Origin of the sequence: Thalassospira lucentensis, from assembly GCF_050516545.1 — a bacterium.
Taxonomy (GTDB): domain Bacteria; phylum Pseudomonadota; class Alphaproteobacteria; order Rhodospirillales; family Thalassospiraceae; genus Thalassospira; species Thalassospira lucentensis_C.
Genome location: NZ_CP191544.1, coordinates 4,175,990 through 4,192,604, shown reverse-complemented (window position 1 = coordinate 4,192,604; position 16,615 = coordinate 4,175,990). Strand labels below are relative to the sequence as shown.

Genomic DNA, 16,615 nt, shown 5'->3' with positions numbered 1-16,615 from the left:
CAGCCCTATTCCGGCGTGCCAAACAAACCAGTCATCAGCATGCTGGTCACACTGGGCACCTCATTCAATGCCCGCCCGTTTGATAAAAAAACCACCACGGCATTCTGATCGGGGAACCACGAAAATTCGGCGGAATAGCCAAAGTAAATCCCGTCATGGCCCCAGACCGGGCCCCAATCGCTTGTGCCGATCATAAGCCCGTAGCCATACGATCCTTCGCCAGTAAAGGCGGTATCGGTCGTTGCGCGCTTTATCGCGTTTGGCCCCAGTAACACACCGTTCACAAACAGGGCCCGGGCGAATTTCACCATATCCTGCGCGGTTGAAATGATGCCACCATCGGCAAGCTGATCGCCAACGTCATAATCGGTGACATCTTCAAGCTGCCCATCGCCATTGGCATCATCAAATCCCCGCGCCAAAAGATCCGGGCGGGGATAGCGGCCAAAGGATGTATCGGCCATTTCCGCAGGTTCAAAAATCCGGCGGTTAAATACCGCTTCGATATGGTCGCCTTCTACCGCCTCGATCATGATGCCAAGCAAAATGAAATTACTGTTCGAGGCAGCATAACTTGTCCCCGGCTCGAAATAGGCATCCCGGTCCGCAATCAGCGGCAGCAATTCAACATTGCGCCACCCATGTTGCGGATCGCGCCCGACCAGTTGAAAAAAGAACTCGCCATCAAGGTAATCGGGAATGCCAGAACTGTTGCGCAAAAGATCGCGAATAGTTGCCTTATCGGCATTGGCAATGCGGCCCTGAAATTCCTTGGGCAACCATTTTCCAATCGGATCGGAAAGATCAATCCGCTTTTCCGATGCCAGTTGCAAGGTCACAACCGAGGTCATCATTTTGCTCAGCGAGCCGATATAAAACTGCCGATCAACACTCATGCCGGTATCGGGTCTTACACTGGCATAGCCACTGGCAGCGAACCGGACATCCCCCGAACCATAGCCAATCCCGACCACACCCCCGGGCAACCCGGCATGCTGGACATACTGATGCAAAAAGGTTTCAAGCGGATCAGACGGGGCCTTCTTCTGTGCTGTGCTTTGCTGCGCAGACACAGGTGCAGGCACAGCAATGAATGCGAAACTTGTCGCACCCAATATCACCGCCGATACAAAAAGACGCTTTATACCCAAAACCAAGGCTATCCCCGTTTTCACACCTTACGCACACGATATTCCGGCAAAGAGTTTGCCGTCTGGTTAATCAGATGCACGGTTAATCTGACTGATCCACGCCACAAGCGCAGCCCGAAATTCGGCTGTTGGCACATTCACAACCTTCTCGCCTTGCTCCTTATAAAGCGGTGCAATCTCGCAAACCGATGACTGAATCGTAAGAACATAGGCATTCATTACCAGTTTTTGATGACTGGCACGCCCGGCGCTCACATCATCAATATGTTCCAAGACCATCTTCGCCGCCTCAGGAACGCTTTGAATGTCGGAAACAAGGCAGGCGGCGATACGCTCATGACCTTCGTCGCCTGCTATCCTGCTTGGCCAATCAGGTTTCAACATAGTACCGCCTGCCTTTCTTAAAGTCTCATGTCTGGTCGTTAACGAACTGGGAATGCGGTGTTGATCGTACCGTTACCCAAAAGACCGAACTGAACGTGGAAACGATTGTCCGGATCGTCGCCTTCGCAGTATGGGCCTTGTGTCGCCAAGACCGGATCGGGTCGATTCCAACCACATGTCGCCCAATGTTGCGCTCCCGCAGGACAAGCGTCGTGATTCGCTTCTGCATATAGGATGGAATTCACCACCTCTTGCCGCGAGCAGCTATCGGGGAACATCGTCGAAATCGTCTTGTGCTGGCCGTTCTTGTCAAAAGAGATGTTGTAAACCCCCATGGCATTCGCGGCCGCAGTGATTACAACATTCGCAATGCCCGCATTGGCAGGGTTCACCCCACCTGGCCGGGAATGGAACCCTTTGACATTACCATCAATTTCACCACAGAAAATGTGGTCACCATTGATGGTCGGCAAACCAGCATTCACGATGGCGCCAACAGGACATGCCACCTGTGCAGATGCCGGATTAAGCGACAGCAAAAATACTGCCCCCATCATCAGTGCCGCAGCGGCAAACATTTGAGAAAGCTTTGAAAGTGTCGTCATAAACGACCTCCTATGCTTTGTCCGATACAGTTCCTGACCACACCGGGCGGTGCGATCATACTGCCAAGATCAGACGCAGCGTTGCAATTCATGTGAAGGCAATCAAAGCTGCGAAAATTCAAGCCCGATCCGCAGTGCCAGCACACTTGCCGGTTCAAACCGCGTCGGCACCCCGCCAACTTTCCCGCCATGCCATTGCGCCTTGGTCAGAACAAACGCCCCCAATGGCAGCGCATGACTGCCGCGGAAATTGACCAATGCGCGAATTTCTTTGGGCTTGCGAATGGCTTCATCGCGCCACAGGCAGTGATAGGCAAATAAGGGCGTTCCCGACCGGCGATCAAGGAACACAAACGGCACCTCATAATGCCCCCACCGCGCGTAATACAGGCTTTCCATCCCGACACTTGATGTCAGAAACTGTGTCTGGATGGCGGTTTCGGCCAAGCGGGTGATGGTTGCACTGTCCGATGCCCGCCCGCCAATCAGCCCGGTGCGAAGACCGGGATGGATCAAATGGACCTTGAAGGCGACCGCACGTTGAAACGGTTTGGCATCCTGATCCACCCGTTCAAGCCGACGGACCAGCCAGGCACTTTCAAGATATTCCAGATACCGACGCAGGGTATTTTTGGCGATATCAAGCTCACGCGCCAATGTCTCGATCGAAAATTCCGACCCGGTATTATAGGCCAAAAGTGCAAACAACCGATGCAGGTCCGATGGGCTGGAAATGCCATGTAATCCCGGCAAGTCAGAATGAAGTGATCGGTGAATGGCCCCGGCTTCGCCGTTACTGTCATGAAAACCACCCTCATTGATGTAATCTTCAAACAGATCATTCAACTCGATCAAGCCATCTGGCACCTCGGCGGTATAGCGCCCGACATTAGGGGTTTCCGGCAAGACATCCGTGGGTGCAATGCCTTTTTGCTCAAGATATTCGGCAAAGCTGAACGGCGGTAAAAACAGGCTTTGGATATGGCCCGCACTGTCCGCACTAGGTGCCAACGCACTGACCGCCACCACACGCAACATCGGATCGGCCACCAGCAACCTTGCCAAGTGATCTTCCCAGTCGCGCTGATAGGATACTTCGTCGATAAACAGCCATAGCGGATGGTCGGCCGAAATCCCGCGCATGGAGCGCAGCAATTTTGGCAATCGCGGCAGATCAATTTCCAGAAACAGCGGATGTTCAAGCGAGATATAGCAAACATGGCGGCGCGGGGTATCGGCGTTCAAAAGCCCTGCCACGGCCTGACGCATCATCACGGTTTTGCCAACCCCGCGCGGCCCGGTCAGAACAACCGCCTTCTGCCCGTCATGCTTTTCAAGTGCGGCCCAGAAACGCTTGAAAAACGCGCGTTGCGGCAATCCTTGCACCACATCATCCGTGATCCCGTCCCACCACGGATTATCAAGCATCAATCGATGCAGGAAATCCCGTTCACCCGGATGTTCGATCATGGCAGCCATAGATTTCTTCCCCAAACGCCCCGCCCATATAGATGGGCATTTCTCCCGACTTTGCCGAGAAAACCTTTAAATTAGGTATACTGATAAACGCTATTTGAGAATTTTTCTGCAATGAACTGCAAATAAAAGAAAAACCGGACCACGAATGCGATCCGGCTTTTCGTCGGGAATGAACATGACGGCGGCTTTACGTTGCTAACGCGAGGGGGGATTGGGGAAAGCAAAAACCGCCGTCAATCTTTGAAACATCTTTAAAACCGGGCTGTTACGCCTTTGGACCATCCGGGTTGTTGCCGGTCTGATCGGGATCGTTTTTGGCGCCTTTGGCGTTCTTGGCATTTGAAACATCATCTTGTTTCATCTTGGCCAATTCAGATGCGACGCCATAATCGCCAGAGGCAACAAACCCCTCCATCGAACCGGTCCGGCGTTCAAGATCGTCGAACTGATCGCGCAGGTCTTCCATCCAGGATTCTTCGTAATCAACCCCCACCGTCGGGCGTTCATCACTCGCATCGGATTTGGCTTTGCTGCCAGATGCACTGCTTGGTGCTGACCGTCTGGCCGAACCACCACGGATTTTACCGCGCAGCCCATCAAACCAGTGCGGATGATGGACATAGGCCCATGCCAACCCGAACAACATAACCCCGACCGGGAAGCTGAAGATCAGGATCAGAATGAAGGCAACCAGAACACCTTTGCGCGGGATACCAAATGCTTCTGAGATTCCCTGCGTGGTGCGCCTGATCACGCCATCACATTTCTGTCCGTCACGGTCGCGTTTTGAAAATCCGCATCCGCCACGGGCGCGTTTCTTGTGACTGCGGCCAAAACCGTCTCCGGCAGCTGCTTGCTGAGCAGTCATATCCTGTTCCTCCATTCGGCAACCTCGGCATCTAACAGGCGTTCAAGTGTTTCAACACGGGATTCAAGTCGCGCGGCCCGTTTTTTCAAACCGGCCACCGCTTCTTGTTCGCGGGCAGCCTGCGCGGGGTTTTGTGCGCGTTCTTCTGCCTTCATCCGTTTCCAGACGGTGATGTAATAAAACACCACCCAGACCGGACCGACAACGGCAACGAACACAATAAGCGGTATGGCAATCGCCCACATGGCTGACAACTTCTTCCCTCTGCAGGCTCACGCGCCAAAACACACAAACCGGTTGATTACTTATCTTTCTTCACGTCTTTCTTCACGCGGGCTTTAAGCTCCTTAAGATCATCTTCGATCCCAAGTTCTGCCTCAAGGTCTTCGAACTGATCTTCAAGGGTCTGCCCGCGGCCAAGGTCCCAGGAATCCGCACTGGCTTCAAGTTCGTCAATGCGACGTTCCATGGTTTCATAGCGCAGCAACGCATCGTCAATCTGACCGGAATGAATCTTCTCACGCATTTTGACACGCTTTTCAGCCGTCTGCATGCGGATTTCGACTGCACGTTGCTTGCCCTTGGCTTCATTCAGCTTGTTCTGAAGCTTATTCAGGTCTTCATCAAACTTGCCAAGTGTTTCTTCAATGACTTCAAGCTCGCGCTCAAGCACAACACTTTGATCGGCCAGACGACGACGCGCCATCAGCGCACCTTTGGCAAGATCATCACGGCCCTTGGACACAGCAAACTCTGCCTTGGTGTCCCATTCGACCTGACCGTCATGCAGCTTTTTAAGCTTCCGTTCGACTTCCTTTTTATCGGCAATCGCTTTGACGGCGGCGGAACGCACTTCAACCAGAGTGTCTTCCATTTCCTGGATCATCAAACGGACCATTTTCTCCGGATCTTCGGCACGATCCAAAAGCACGTTGATGTTGGCATTTACGATATCTGACAAACGCGAAAACACGCCCATTGTCTGATCTCCTTAATTAATCGGGGGACGCACAAATTCTGTTCTCTCTATTTCAAATCCCGTGCCAGTTTTGAAAACCAATAAAATCAATGGCTTGAAAAGTTGACTCTTTAAGGATTAACTTTTATCGCGACAGTATTCGCGATTTTCGATATCGTTTTTCGCGATATGGACAACTTGCAACCTATTTTGGGCGAAGACCCCGTTTTTCTGGCCGCTCTTGAGCATGTTTCACGCCTGGCACCGATTGAACGCCCGTGTCTGGTGATCGGCGAACGCGGGTCGGGTAAGGAGTTGATTTCATCACGCCTGCATTACCTCTCACGCCGCTGGGGCGGGCCACTGGTGAAGGTCAATTGCGCAGCCTTGTCGGAAACCTTGCTCGATACCGAACTGTTCGGTCATGAAGCAGGCGCTTTTACCGGCGCCTCCAAACGCCATATCGGCCGGTTTGAACGCGCGCATGGCGGCACCATCATTCTCGATGAAATCGCCACCGCCAGCCCGGTGGTGCAGGAAAAACTTCTGCGCGTTGTCGAATATGGCGAGATTGAACGTGTCGGCGGGTCCGAGGTGATCGAGGTTGATGCCCGCGTCATTGGTGTAACAAATGAAAACCTCCGCGAACTGGCCAAAACAGGGAAATTCCGCGCCGACCTGCTCGACCGGCTTGCCTTTGACGTGATCGCTGTGCCGCCACTGCGCCAAAGGTCTGATGATATCTTACCGCTTGCCGAACAGTTCGCGCTGGAAATGACCAAACGCCTGTCGCGGCAGGTCTTTGCCGGATTCACCCCAACAGCGGCGCGCCAACTTCTTGGCCATTCCTGGCCCGGCAATGTCCGCGAATTACGCAATGCCGTCGAACGCAGCCTTTATCTGGCTGAAGACGATGAAGCCCCGCTTGCCCATATCGTCCTCGACCCGTTCGAAGGCATTTGGACCGAAACCGAACGTGATGCGCCACCAATCACAGCAGGCAGCCCCGAAGAACCTGCCCCGACCGGCACAACAGATTTCAAATCACAGGTTGCGGAATTTGAAATCAAACTGCTTGAAACCGCCCTGCGTCAAAACGCCAACAACCAGACCGAAGCCGCCAAGGCGCTTGATCTGAATTACCATCAATTCAGACGACTTTTGGAAAAACACGACCTGCTACCGGGGCGATAGGGACCATAAGCATGTATCAGCCCCGCACCCCTAACTATCGCAAGAGCGACCCGGTAATGCGCTGGAACCTGCCTGACCGCGTATTCTTTGCCTGTGGCGCCTGTCATATCCTTGCCCACGCGTTCATCGAACGCTTTGATGCAATTGGAAACCTCACCCCGATCTGGTTCCATCCCAAAAATGGCCTTCCCGGTAATCACATCGTTGTCTCAGGCGGAGATTGGGTTTTCGATTATCACGGCTATAGCAACCGTCAGAAATTTATCGACCATTGCTTTCGCCGTGCCCGACAACGCTGGCCGGGCTGGGATGCCGATATTCAGGAGCTTCCGCGCCATACCCTGATATCAGAGCCCGATTCCCGCAAGATCGAAGGTCTCTGGCTGCGCGCGGCAGGGCAATTCCTTCACAATGCCTTGCCGCGTGCTGAACGCTATCTTGATCGCTTCCCGCCACCACCGACAACCAACCAGACACTCTTTACACTGCCATAACGGGAATTCTTGAACTTTCGCACTTTGCCCCATATAATGACCGTAATTTCTATATTTTGCGAGGCAACATTATGGTCTCGATCACCAAACCACATGCGCCCCCCTCCGGTCATCCGACCACTTTTTTAGAGAACGTGTTCGGAAATGACGATATGGTCCGGCCTGATCAACTGGTCGCCATTTTGAAAATGAGCAAACTCGACATCGCCCCGGCTCTTGGCCTGTCACGCGATGCGCTGTCGAAAACCATCCGGCAAAACAGCCCGAAAACCCAGTCGCGCCTGCGCGAGGTTGTCGAAATCCTTAACCGCGTCCTGCCGTGGGCAGGAACCCCGGTCAAGGCATGGGCATGGTATCGCTCCGAATCCCTGCCGGGATTTGGTGGCATGACCGCCGAACAGCTTGTCAAAGACGGGATGGGGGATGCCGTTCGGCACTATCTTGATGAAATTGCCATCGGGGGCTATGCGTGACGCAAACGCAGGCACCGGCCCTGTCGCTCTGCCGTCCGTTCGCCCAAACCGTTTACCGGTTTCACAATCCGAAATGGGCGTTCGATCCGCTTTCGGGAACCGGGGCGGCACGCTATGGCGGGCGCTTCAATCCTGCGCAAACCCCGGCACTCTATACATCCCTTGATATCCCCACGGCCGTAATCGAGGCCAATCAGGGGATGGCCGCCAAAATCCGCCCGCTGACCCTGTGTAGCTATGATGTCGAATATGATGCCATTCTTGATCTGACATCAGTACAAACCCGGCGGCAACTCGGCATCGGCCTCGATGATCTGACCTATCCGTGGCGACTGGATATTGCGCGCGGAACCGTCCCCAAAAGCTGGTCTCTTGCCCGTGACCTGATCACATCGGGCATCCCCGGCATTCTGGTACAAAGCTTCGCCCCCGACGCCGCGGTGGACAATATCAACCTTGTTCTGTGGCAATGGTCGGATCATGAACCAACCCGAATTGCACCCTATGATCCTGATGATCACCTGCCAAAGAATCAGGATAGCTGGCGCTAATCCGCTAGAGCCCGCGCAATCACCATCCGTTGAATGTCCGATGTGCCTTCGTAAATCTGACAGACCCGAACATCGCGGTAAATGCGCTCCACCGGGAAGTCTTTGAGATAACCGTACCCGCCATGGATCTGAATGGCGGCGGAGCAGACTTCTTCGGCGATTTCAGATGCGAACATCTTGGCCATGCAGGCCTCGGTCAGACACGGTTTATGGTCATCGCGGAGTTCTGCCGCGCGATGGACCAAAAGCCGGGCGGCATCTATCTTGGTTGCCATATCGGCAAGGCGAAACGCCACCGCCTGATGTTCTATGATCTTTTTCCCGAACGTTTCACGCTCATTGGCGTAATCCTTGGCCGCTTCAAACGCTGCACGGGCCATGCCGACCGATTGGGCGGCAATGCCAATCCGCCCGCCTTCAAGATTGGCCAGCGCGATTTTATAACCCTGCCCTTCATCGCCAAGCATATTTTCATCTGGCACCCGGCATTCAACAAAGGTGATCTGGCAGGTATCAGATGCGTTTTGACCAAGCTTTTCCTCAACCCGTGACACGACATAGCCCGGTGTGTCGGTTGGCACGATAAAGGCCGATATCCCGCGCTTGCCCGCATCCGGGTCGGTGACGGCAAAGACGATGGCAATATCGCCCTCGCTGCCCGATGTGATGAATTGCTTGGACCCGTTCAGGATCCAGTGATCACCATCGCGCACCGCACGGGTGCGTAGCGCACTGGCATCTGATCCGGCCTGTGGTTCGGTCAGGCAGAACGCACCGATCTTTTCGCCCTGCGCCATGGGGACAAGGAATTTTTGTTTCTGGTCTTCTGTGCCAAATTTAAGGATCGGCATGCAACCGACCGAATTATGCACCGACATGATGGTCGATGTCGCCCCGTCACCGGCCGCAATTTCTTCGAGTGCAAGGGCATAAGCCACATGATCCATGCCCGCCCCGCCATATTCATCTGGAACCAGCATGCCCAGAAAGCCAAGTTCGCCCAGACCGGCAATGGCTTCGGCCGGGAAGGTATGGTGAATGTCCCATTTGGCGGCATTGGGTTTGAGTTCATTTTCGGCGAACTCACGCGCGGTATCGCGCACCATAATCTGATGTTCTTCCAACCGCATGACGGTACTACCCTTCCATTTTCCCAGTCGGGCGCAGTACCAGCCATGCGATCAGAGAACAAGCATTCAGCCGGGCTTACAGCCCTTCAACAAACTCATCTTTGGCACTGTCATATTGCCAAAGAATGCCTTCTTTCATGCCGTACCACCACCCATGTAGGTTGAGGTCCCCAGCTTCGATCCGTTCGCTGATGAACGGGAACGTCATCAGATTGCCCAGCGAATTGGCGACCGACTGGCGTGAAACCTCGTCAACATCCGGGCCATGGTGCAAACAGCATTTCGCCATGCTGACCCATTCACCAATAAAGTCACGATCCGGCACCTTTCCGGCTTCGCCATGTTCGACCAGTGCGGAAATGCCGCCACAGGCCGAGTGCCCCAAAATCACGATATCCTTGACCTTAAGATCACGCACCGCAAATTCAATCGCCGCCGATGTACCGTGATAATTTTCATCAGGCTCATAGGGAGGGACAAGATTGGCGACGTTACGGACAACAAACATCTCGCCCGGTTCAGCATTGGTCAGGATGGCCGGATCAACACGGGAATCCGAACAGGCAATCAAAAGCACCTCGGGTTTCTGGCCCATATTGACCAGATCTTCGACACGCTCCGGGCGCTGTTCGTAATACATCGCCTTGAAACTTTTGAACCCGGCAAGCATCCGGTCAACGGTTGGTTTAGACATCGTGCGAATTCCCCTATTCTGGTCAATCACTCTGGCGACAAAATAGGGCGAATTTGCACAAGTTGGTAGCCCTGATTACAGGCTTTTTGGAACTGATTTAAACAGGTTCACACAAGCTCAACCGCAACAGCGGTTGCTTCGCCGCCACCAATGCAAAGTGACGCCACGCCTTTGGTCCCGCCATGGGTTTTAAGCGCATGGATCAAAGTCACAAGCAAACGCGCACCAGTTGCTCCAATCGGATGGCCCAGCGCACAGGCACCGCCATGGACATTGACCTTGCCGTGGTCAAGCTCAAGATCACGGATCGCGGCCATAGCAACAACCGCAAAGGCTTCGTTAATTTCCCAAAGGTCAACATCACCAACCGACCAGCCAGCCTTGGCCAGAACCTTTTTGCTGGCATCAATCGGGGCCGTGGTAAACCAGCACGGTTCCTGCGCATGGGTTGCCTGACCAACGATTTTAGCCAATGGTTTAAGACCACGTTTTTTTGCCTCGGATGCACGCATCATCACCAGGGCCGCCGCCCCGTCGGAAATGGATGCAGAATGGGCAGCCGTGACCGTGCCGTCCTTGGCAAAGGCCGGACGCAGGGTCGGGATTTTTTCCGGTTTGGCTTTTGGCGGTTGCTCATCGGCATTGATCGTCACCTCGCCCTTGCGCGTCGCATAGGTAACCGGGGTGATTTCATCGGCAAAATGCCCTGCCGTGGCGGCGTTCTGCGCACGGGTTAGGGACGTAATCGCATAGTCATCCTGCTCTTTGCGGGTAAAGCCGTATTTTTCTGCCGTTGCCTCGGCAAAGGTGCCCATGGAACGACCTTTTTCATAAGCATCTTCCAAGCCATCAAGCGCCATATGATCATAAACAACATCATGGCCATATTTGTGGCCACCCCGCATTTTGGGCAAAAGGAACGGTGCATTGGTCATGCTTTCCATGCCACCAACCACCATAACATCGGCCGACCCAGCAGCCAGAATATCATGGGCAAACATGACGGCCTTCATGCCAGAACCGCACATTTTATTAATCGTGGTTGCCCCGGCAGAACGCGGGATACCGGCATTCCAAGCCGCCTGACGCGCAGGTGCCTGGCCTTGTCCTGCAGGCAAAACGTTGCCCATGATGACTTCATCAATGTCATCAGCAGAAACACCGCTGCGCTCTAGCGCAGCTTTAATCGCAACACCGCCAAGTTCAGCAGCCGTAACAGGGGCGAAATCACCCTGCAGCCCACCCATAGCGGTACGCGCACAGGAAACGATAACGATTGGATCGGAAGTGCTCATGATATTTATCCTGTATTTTGGGGCTTAAGCCGTTTCGCCAAACAGTTCGCGGCCAATCAGCATGCGGCGGATTTCACTGGTCCCCGCACCAATTTCATAAAGCTTGGCATCGCGCAGCAAACGACCGGTTGGATATTCATTGATATAGCCATTTCCGCCCAGCGTCTGAATCGCTTCAAGCGCCATCCAAGTCGCTTTTTCCGCGGCATACAAGATCACACCAGCAGCATCTTTTCGCGATGTTTCGCCGCGATCACAAGCCTTTGCAACCTCATAAACATAAGCACGGCTGGCATTCATGGTGGTGTACATGTCAGCGATCTTGCCCTGCATAAGCTGGAACTCGCCAATCGCCTTACCAAACTGTTTTCGTTCATGAATATAGGGCACAACCACATCCATACAGGCGCGCATGATGCCGGTTGGGCCAGCGGCCAGAACCGCACGTTCATAGTCAAGGCCGCTCATCAAAACGCGGACACCGCCATTAAGCTGACCAAGGATGTTTTCTTCGGGAACTTCGCAATCCTGGAACACCAATTCACAGGTGTTTGATCCGCGCATGCCAAGCTTATCAAGCTTCTGCGCGGTCGAGAAACCCTTGAACGTCTTTTCAATGATAAAGGCCGTAATGCCCTTGGCCCCGGCATTTAGATCGGTTTTGGCATAGACCACCAGCGTGTCGGCATCCGGGCCGTTGGTGATCCACATTTTATTGCCATTAAGGATGTAACGATCACCTTTTTTCTCAGCACGAAGCTTCATCGAAACGACGTCTGATCCTGCCCCCGGCTCGCTCATGGCAAGGGCGCCGATATGCTCGCCGCTGATCAGTTTGGGCAGGTATTTTGCCTTTTGTTCGGCGCTGCCGTTACGTTTGAGCTGATTGACGCAGAGATTGGAATGCGCACCATAGGACAGCGCGACCGAGGCCGAAGCGCGGCTGATTTCTTCCATGGCGATGACATGCTCAAGATAGCCAAGGCCGGTCCCGCCATCTTCTTCGGAAACGGTCATGCCCAGAAGGCCAAGATCGCCGAATTTGCGCCAGAGATCGTTGGGGAATTCATTCTTTTCATCGATCTCGGCAGCACGTGGGGCAATTTCCGCCTCGGCAAAGGAAGAAACGGTTTCGCGGATCGCGTTTGCGGTCTCGCCAAGATCAAATTTCAATCCGGGAAATTCGAAAAATGCCATGGTGTTTTTCCTGCCTGATTTGCGTGTTTCGGGGCGTTTTAATTGTTCAATAAAAATGAATAATGCGGATTATTAAACAATTTGATCTAATAATTCCGGCGGCAGCTTCATCACCTTGAGCGTCTGAAGTGCTGTTGCGCATAAAACCGGAATTTCATTTCTCATACTAATGACATCGATGCGGGTCACAATGATCGAACGTCCGCGTGAAACGACCTCGCCGACACCGCGCAATTGATCCCCTTGTCCGGGTGCGACGATGTTGAGTTTATATTCAACGGTCAGCATTCCCTGATCATGGGCGACCAGACTCCAGCCGGCAAATCCACCGGCGATATCAGCAAGACCCGCGATCAGCCCGCCATGGAAATAGCCATTATGCTGAACCAGATCAGAACGGGTTGGTATGATGACTTCGACCCGGCCCGGTTTGACATCGGCAATGCTGGCCCCGATTGACAGATTATAGGGCTGCTGCGCAAAGCGACGTCGCACTTCGGCATCAAAATCGGGGTTTTCGGGTTCAAATTGAGCCATGTCGCGGTCCTGACATTAAAGCGGCATGCCCGTTGCGGGACATACCGGGATATGACGCGACTCCCTTGTAGTTAACGTTAACGTTAACGTCAAATTAAATCAGCATAGCTCTACCACTTTATATGCACCGCCGAAGCACCCCAGGTCAGAACATGCGCACAGACTTTCGAAACAGGGTGAAATTGGCGGCGTAGCAGCGGTCTTGACCATCGCAAGGATGCACACCATGTGACTATTTTCATGGGTTCAGCCCGCCGATTGATTGGATCCGTCTGAGAGTCGCGCGCCTCAGTCCGCGGGCTGCTTGGATCGGCCCATGCGTTGCCCGTCTTAGTCCGCAGGCCGGTTGGATCTGCCTGAGAGAACCCGCCTCAGTTCGCTGGTTGATCGGTCAGCACCTGATTTAAGGGATCAGTCTGCCCGTTGGTGGTTTCTACCCACGCGTTGCTGGCTCTGCCCCCTAATTGGTGATTTCGCCCCATTCACGGATGCTGGCTTCAAGCAATTCGCTCATCACGCCGTCAGAAACCAGTTCAAACACTGCCTTTGAAATACGCCCGCGCAGCTCACCGGTATTGCAGGCTGATTGGTGCGACATGGTCAGATACAGATTTTCCGTGCTGACCGGGATAGGGTAGCTGCGGATATTTTTGATATGTTCGCGCGCGGCATAGGCCTTGCCGGGGAATTCTTCGTAGATCAGGTATTCACCGCGATTAAGGGCCAGCATTTTAAGCCCCTGTTCAAGGCTGGGCACTTCGCGGATGGTCAGGTTGTCACGGGCATAGGTATCAAAGTTTTGCCCGAAGCTGTTATTGATCACGGTCAGGCCTTCAACCCCGACCAAATCTGACCATTGTTTGTAGCCAAGATCAAGATTGTCGCGGGTCCAGATCACTGTGCGCGTGCCCTGAAACGCCGGATAGAAATAATCCATATAGTCGAGACGCGGCATGGTCAGAAAGGCACCGGCAATCAGATCAATCGTGCCGTCGCGCATATGCTGTTGCACGCGACCCCAACTACCTGAATGAACCACCTCGATCTTGATACCTGAAAGTTCGCCAACACGTTTGATGAATTGTGTCGCCGCCCCTTCAAGGGTGTGGCCATCTTTTGAAATCCATAAATACGGCGGATAGTCGGGATTGCCCGAGGCAACAAGATGCGTGCAATCGCGACGGCCATCGGCTGTCATGACAAAATCTTCTACGCCCTCAGCGGCGGACGCCATATTCGCGCCAAGCGCGGAACTGGCCATGATCCCCAAGGTCATCCCGAGGGATACGATCCTTGACTTCATTCGGAATACTCGCTTTCCGTCTATAGCCTCTGGTCGATATCGCACAAAAAACACTACACCTTTATATGGGGTCATCGTAGGGGAAATTCACCCCAAAGGATAGGAACAACCGATTTTTTGACTCCGGGCTTAAGTACTTCAAACCCCGAATAAAAAAAGGACCGGCTGTTTCCAGCCGATCCTTTGAAAATCTTTGACAGTCTATCAGGTGCGAAACCCGTCAGACCATATCGCAAAAGCGATTATGCAGAGCGACGTTTCATGCCCTGGGCACCGCCACGTCCTTCGGAAGAACGGTTTGGACGGTCACCAAAGTCACGACGTGCGCCATCGCGGCCGCCATCACGACCGGAACCAGCGCCATCACGGCCGCGGAAGTTACCGCCACGACCACCAGCACCTGCACGTTCGCCACGTGGCTTGTCAGCAAAACGACCAGCACCACCATCACGACCAGCACCGGCATCACGCTGTGCGCCATCACGCTGGCCACCTTCGCCACGCGGGCGGAAGTTACCACCGCGACCGCCATTGCGATCTTCACGATCCCCACGCGGAGCGCGGTCATCATTGTCGAAACGTGGTTTGCGATCAGCGCGGAAATCACCGCCATCACGACGCGGACGATCGCCAAAATCACGACGTGCACCATCACGGGCACCTTCGCGAGGCGCACCGTCACGACCACCATCACGGCCGCCGAAACCACGTGCTGCGCGTTCGCCTTCGCCACGACCGGCATCACGACCGCCAGCAAAGCCACCGCGAGCGCCGTCACGGGCACCATCACGACCGCCGCCAAAGCCGCCACGACCACGACCGCCATCGCGACCGCCGCCAAAGCCACCGCGACCACCGTCACGACCGCCACCGCCGCCGCCGAAGCCACGACCACCGCCGAAGCCACCACGGCCACGACCGCCATCACGACCACCGCCGCCGCCGCCACTTGAACGTGCCGGAGGGGTTGCATGGAATTCATGGTTTTCGTCGATTGCAATGTCCTGTTTGATCAGGCGTTCAATGTTGCGAAGCAGGCGAATGTCGCGCGGTTCACAGAACGCAATCGCCGTGCCTTCGGCAGAACCACGACCGGTACGACCGATACGGTGAACATAGCTGTCCGCGTCTTGCGGCAGATCGTAGTTCACAACGTGGGTAATACCCGGAACGTCAATACCACGGGCCGCAACATCGGTTGCGATCAGAACCGGGAACTGACCATTACGGAAGTTCCGCAGGATTTTCTGACGAATGCGCTGCTGCTTATCACCATGGATCGCATCGCTATCAATGCCTTCATCGCGCAGCTGGAACGACAGTTCGTCAGCATCTGCTTTGGTTTTGGTGAAGACCAGAACGCGTTCGGTATCATCACGTTTGAGAATCTGAACCAGAAGCTTGGTTTTGTCGTGACGTTTCACGAACATACCAACCTGGGTCACACGCTCGGTCACACTTGCCTGCGGTGCGGTTTCAACTTTAACCGGATCACGCAGAAGGCGGTCGGTCAGATGTTTGACTTCTGCTGGCATGGTTGCCGAGAACATCACGGTCTGATGTTTGTGCGGCAATTGGTCAGCAACGGTCAGAACGTCTTCGGAGAAGCCCATGTCAAGCATACGGTCGGCTTCATCAAGGATGAAGACTTCGACATCGTCGAAACGAATCGTATTACGCGACATATGGTCAAGCAGACGACCCGGGGTCGCAACCAGGATATCAACGCCACGGCGCAGTTCCTGAATCTGCGGGCCCATCGGGGAACCACCAAAAACAACAGATGAGAAAAGGCGGATGCCTTTTTTGAAATCACGCAGGCACTGGCCGATCTGGGTTGCCAGTTCGCGGGTCGGCGCAAGAATGACTGCGCGCGGCTGACCCGGTTTTGGACGCTGCGGATTTTCAGCAAGACGCTGCAGCAATGGCAGGCAGAATGCAGCGGTTTTACCGCCACCCGTATGGGAGATACCCATAAGGTCACGCCCTTCGAGAAGTGCTGGAATCGTGGCGGCCTGGATTTCAGTCGGCGCCGAGAAACCAGAAGCTTCAACATTGCGCAGCAGGGGCTCGATGAGGTTGAGCCCTTCAAAATTCGTCATAAAGGAAAGTCCTTCGTTATCCGGTCGGCGACATGTTAACGCCTGTTGTGCCTGCTCAAACGCAGTCATGACCGGTAACGCGGCAAAGAAGCCACTGCGTCGGACCCTGCAAGAGAGGCAAATGATGTGAGGTCACAACGTCATCACGCTGCAACCACCCTCCTCGCCTTTGATACAGTTCCTGACAGCTGATTCTGTCT

The 16,615-nt window shown here is 54.3% G+C and carries 18 protein-coding genes; 4 read left to right on the top strand and 14 right to left on the bottom strand.

Annotated elements, in window-relative coordinates; all coding sequences use genetic code 11:
* Positions 1-5: 5 nt before the first annotated feature.
* From ACQ0MK_RS19260 to pspA, 7 genes are all read right to left on the bottom strand, one after another.
* Positions 6-1,151, bottom strand: coding sequence for a serine hydrolase domain-containing protein (locus tag ACQ0MK_RS19260; RefSeq protein WP_430473986.1), 1,146 nt, complete (start codon positions 1,149-1,151; stop codon positions 6-8).
* Positions 1,152-1,217: 66 nt separating this feature from the next.
* Positions 1,218-1,535 carry a hypothetical protein gene (locus ACQ0MK_RS19255; protein WP_430473985.1) on the bottom strand — a complete coding sequence of 106 codons (318 nt, stop codon included), beginning with the start codon at positions 1,533-1,535 and terminating at the stop codon, positions 1,218-1,220.
* 38 nt (positions 1,536-1,573) lie between these two features.
* The gene (locus ACQ0MK_RS19250) at positions 1,574-2,113 is read right to left on the bottom strand and encodes an EndoU domain-containing protein (RefSeq protein ID WP_430473984.1); all 540 of its coding nucleotides are present in this window, start codon (positions 2,111-2,113) and stop codon (positions 1,574-1,576) included.
* A 129-nt stretch (positions 2,114-2,242) separates the two neighbouring features.
* Positions 2,243-3,619 (bottom strand): ATP-binding protein, encoded by a 1,377-nt coding sequence (locus ACQ0MK_RS19245; RefSeq protein ID WP_430473983.1) that lies wholly within the window; start codon positions 3,617-3,619, stop codon positions 2,243-2,245.
* Positions 3,620-3,884: 265 nt separating this feature from the next.
* On the bottom strand, positions 3,885-4,487 hold the full coding sequence (locus ACQ0MK_RS19240) for a hypothetical protein (protein WP_430473982.1): 603 nt from the start codon (positions 4,485-4,487) through the stop codon (positions 3,885-3,887).
* The gene (pspB, locus tag ACQ0MK_RS19235; RefSeq protein WP_350041374.1) at positions 4,484-4,732 is read right to left on the bottom strand and encodes an envelope stress response membrane protein PspB; all 249 of its coding nucleotides are present in this window, start codon (positions 4,730-4,732) and stop codon (positions 4,484-4,486) included. Before pspB ends, ACQ0MK_RS19240 begins: the two co-directional genes overlap by 4 nt.
* Positions 4,733-4,788: 56 nt before the next feature.
* Positions 4,789-5,466 carry a phage shock protein PspA gene (gene pspA / locus ACQ0MK_RS19230; RefSeq protein WP_430473981.1) on the bottom strand — a complete coding sequence of 226 codons (678 nt, stop codon included), beginning with the start codon at positions 5,464-5,466 and terminating at the stop codon, positions 4,789-4,791.
* A gap of 168 nt (positions 5,467-5,634) precedes the next feature.
* On the opposite strand from pspA, the gene pspF reads away from it, so the two are divergent.
* From pspF to ACQ0MK_RS19210, 4 genes are all read left to right on the top strand, one after another.
* A complete protein-coding gene (pspF, locus tag ACQ0MK_RS19225) occupies positions 5,635-6,639 on the top strand; it encodes a phage shock protein operon transcriptional activator (protein ID WP_430473980.1) in 1,005 nt (334 codons plus the stop codon).
* An 11-nt stretch (positions 6,640-6,650) separates the two neighbouring features.
* Complete coding sequence (locus tag ACQ0MK_RS19220; protein WP_430473979.1) at positions 6,651-7,133, top strand: hypothetical protein; 483 nt, start codon at positions 6,651-6,653, stop codon at positions 7,131-7,133.
* Positions 7,134-7,285: 152 nt separating this feature from the next.
* Positions 7,286-7,606, top strand: coding sequence for an XRE family transcriptional regulator (locus ACQ0MK_RS19215; RefSeq protein WP_430473978.1), 321 nt, complete (start codon positions 7,286-7,288; stop codon positions 7,604-7,606).
* Positions 7,603-8,157, top strand: a complete 555-nt coding sequence (locus tag ACQ0MK_RS19210) for an RES family NAD+ phosphorylase (RefSeq protein ID WP_430473977.1) — start codon at positions 7,603-7,605, stop codon at positions 8,155-8,157. Before ACQ0MK_RS19215 ends, ACQ0MK_RS19210 begins: the two co-directional genes overlap by 4 nt.
* Here ACQ0MK_RS19210 and ACQ0MK_RS19205 read toward each other — a convergent pair.
* From ACQ0MK_RS19205 to ACQ0MK_RS19175, 7 genes are all read right to left on the bottom strand, one after another.
* A complete protein-coding gene (locus ACQ0MK_RS19205) occupies positions 8,154-9,287 on the bottom strand; it encodes an acyl-CoA dehydrogenase (protein WP_430473976.1) in 1,134 nt (377 codons plus the stop codon). The genes ACQ0MK_RS19210 and ACQ0MK_RS19205 overlap by 4 nt on opposite strands.
* A gap of 76 nt (positions 9,288-9,363) precedes the next feature.
* The gene (locus ACQ0MK_RS19200; RefSeq protein ID WP_430473975.1) at positions 9,364-9,981 is read right to left on the bottom strand and encodes a carbonic anhydrase; all 618 of its coding nucleotides are present in this window, start codon (positions 9,979-9,981) and stop codon (positions 9,364-9,366) included.
* Positions 9,982-10,088: 107 nt separating this feature from the next.
* Positions 10,089-11,276 carry an acetyl-CoA C-acyltransferase gene (locus ACQ0MK_RS19195; RefSeq protein WP_430473974.1) on the bottom strand — a complete coding sequence of 396 codons (1,188 nt, stop codon included), beginning with the start codon at positions 11,274-11,276 and terminating at the stop codon, positions 10,089-10,091.
* A 24-nt stretch (positions 11,277-11,300) separates the two neighbouring features.
* Complete coding sequence (locus ACQ0MK_RS19190) at positions 11,301-12,473, bottom strand: isovaleryl-CoA dehydrogenase (protein ID WP_430473973.1); 1,173 nt, start codon at positions 12,471-12,473, stop codon at positions 11,301-11,303.
* A gap of 72 nt (positions 12,474-12,545) precedes the next feature.
* Positions 12,546-13,010: a PaaI family thioesterase gene (locus ACQ0MK_RS19185; protein WP_430473972.1), complete on the bottom strand. Its 465-nt coding sequence runs from the start codon at positions 13,008-13,010 to the stop codon at positions 12,546-12,548.
* Positions 13,011-13,470: 460 nt separating this feature from the next.
* Positions 13,471-14,271: a substrate-binding periplasmic protein gene (locus ACQ0MK_RS19180; protein ID WP_430473971.1), complete on the bottom strand. Its 801-nt coding sequence runs from the start codon at positions 14,269-14,271 to the stop codon at positions 13,471-13,473.
* Between the two features lie 284 nt (positions 14,272-14,555).
* Positions 14,556-16,415: a DEAD/DEAH box helicase gene (locus tag ACQ0MK_RS19175; protein ID WP_430473970.1), complete on the bottom strand. Its 1,860-nt coding sequence runs from the start codon at positions 16,413-16,415 to the stop codon at positions 14,556-14,558.
* Positions 16,416-16,615: the final 200 nt, after the last annotated feature.